The 1,849-nt window shown below is 66.4% G+C and carries 2 protein-coding genes; one reads left to right on the forward strand and one right to left on the reverse strand.

The features are described 5' to 3' along the window. Nucleotides 1-2: 2 nt before the first annotated feature. The gene (locus V7067_RS01325; protein ID WP_334174105.1) at nucleotides 3-959 is read right to left on the reverse strand and encodes a substrate-binding domain-containing protein; all 957 of its coding nucleotides are present in this window, start codon (nucleotides 957-959) and stop codon (nucleotides 3-5) included. A 240-nt stretch (nucleotides 960-1,199) separates the two neighbouring features. Here V7067_RS01325 and V7067_RS01330 point away from each other — a divergent pair, with 240 nt between their 5' ends. Then, nucleotides 1,200-1,820, forward strand: a complete 621-nt coding sequence (locus tag V7067_RS01330; protein WP_334174065.1) for a glucose-6-phosphate isomerase — start codon at nucleotides 1,200-1,202, stop codon at nucleotides 1,818-1,820. The last annotated feature ends 29 nt before the right edge of the window (nucleotides 1,821-1,849 follow it).

Here is a 1,849-nt window from a genome sequence, read left to right on the forward strand (position 1 = left end):
GGTCAGAAGATGGAGTCGGGACGGTAGTGCTGGTCCACGTTGTCCTTCGTGATCACCGCCGGGGCGGTGAAGGACACCTTCGGGAAGCCCGCCGGCAGCTCGCCCTTCAGCGCCTGCACGCCGTATTCCACGCCGAGGCGGCCGATCTCGGTCGGATTGTTGAGACCGGTGGCGCCGTACTTGCCTTCCCGGATCATGGCGTAGGCTTCCTTCTGGCCATCGGCGGCCGCAACCAGCAGAACGTCGGTCTTGCCGGCCTGCTCCAGCGCCTTGGCAGCGCCGAGGACCATGGAGTCGTTCTCGCCCAGCACCACGTTCACGTCGGGGTGGGCCGTCAGCAGGTCTTCCATGGCCTTCAGGCCGCCCTCATGGGTCCAGCCGCCCCAGCCCTGCCCGACGATCTCGACTTCGGCGGAACCGTTCTGGCGCAGTTGCGCCTCCACGAGGCCGCGGATGACGCCGAGCCGGCGCTCCTCGCCCACCAGATTGCCCTTGTCGCCGGAGATGAGCGCGATCCTGATCGGCTTGCCCTTGGTCTGGCCCGCCAGCCACTCGCCGACCAGCTTGCCGTTCTGGTCGTTGGAGGACTGCACCAGCGTCACATAATTGGCCTTGGGGTTCAGCGCGCTGTCGATGACCACGACCTTGACGCCGGCCGCGGCCGCAGCATTGACCGCCGGCACCAGACCTTCCGGATCGCGCGGATCGATGACCAGCACATTGATGCCGCGGGCCACCATGTCTTCCACGTCGCCGATCTGCTTGGCCATGTCGTTCTGGCCGTCGGCGGTGGTCACCTCGCAGCCGAGCTTCTTGGCCTCTTCGGTCGCCGCGGAAAGCTGGGCGGCATAGTAGGGCGCGGCCAGCGTGAACATCGACACGCCGACGAGGCAGCCATCGGCGCGCGCTGCGCCGGCGGAAGCGCCGAGGATGGTGGCAGCGAGCAGGCAGCCCTTCACGAGGCTGCGCGAAGACGAACGGATCACGGTCTGAGTCCTCCCGGATTGGACTGGAATTAGGGGTCTGCGCCCCGGGTTTATGTAGCAATAATACCGGCACGCGGCGTACGTCAACGATAATCGACGCTGCAGCGCACAAATTTGCCGCTTTTCCGCCACCTCGCCACCCGGCGATGCTACCATCTTGTGCTTTCACTCCAAAGTCGGTAACAAAACTACCAAACCGCTGAGGAGAGTGGCATGACCCTGTTTGAACCTGCCTGCTGTCTGGTCGATGTGGCGGCCGGACGGCTTGCCGGCGGCACCGGCGCCTACAGGAAGCGTCTGGCCGATCTGGCCGGGCTCTATCTGGACGCGGCGGCCTTTGCCGCCCTTACGGCCACGCGCGGCGATGAAATCGTTTACGACGTCACCGAATTCCGCCCGAGCGAGAACGCCGGCGACATGATCTTCGGCGTCACGCGCATGAGCCCCGGCAAGGTCGGCGACGAATATTTCCTGACGCGCGGTCACATCCACGCCCGCGCCGACCGGCCGGAAATCTATTACGGGCAGGCCGGACAGGGGCTGATGCTGATGGAGTCGCCGGCCGGCGACATCCGCATCGTCGAAATCGGCCCGCAGTCGATCTGCTATGTGCCGCCGCGCTGGATTCACCGCTCGGTCAACACCGGTCCCGGCGATTTCGTCATGGTGTTCGCCTACCCGGCCGATTCCGGGCAGGACTACGGCATCATCGAACGCTCGGGCGGCATGAAGACCCGCATCCTCGATGACGGCGCCGGCGGCTGGACCGCCCGCGACAACGCCGCCTACCGGCCGCGCAGCGGCGCGGAAGTCGCCGCCCTGATGGCCGCCTGACGGCCTTCCCTGCCCCTCCCCGACCTGCT

Source organism: Pseudoxanthobacter sp. (assembly GCF_036822375.1).
Classification (GTDB): domain Bacteria; phylum Pseudomonadota; class Alphaproteobacteria; order Rhizobiales; family Segnochrobactraceae; genus Pseudoxanthobacter.

Coding starts and splice junctions, on each gene's coding strand:
- V7067_RS01330 (WP_334174065.1), top strand. CDS start 1,200: ATGACCCTGTTTGAACCTGCCTGCTGTCTGGTCGATGTGGCGGCCGGA.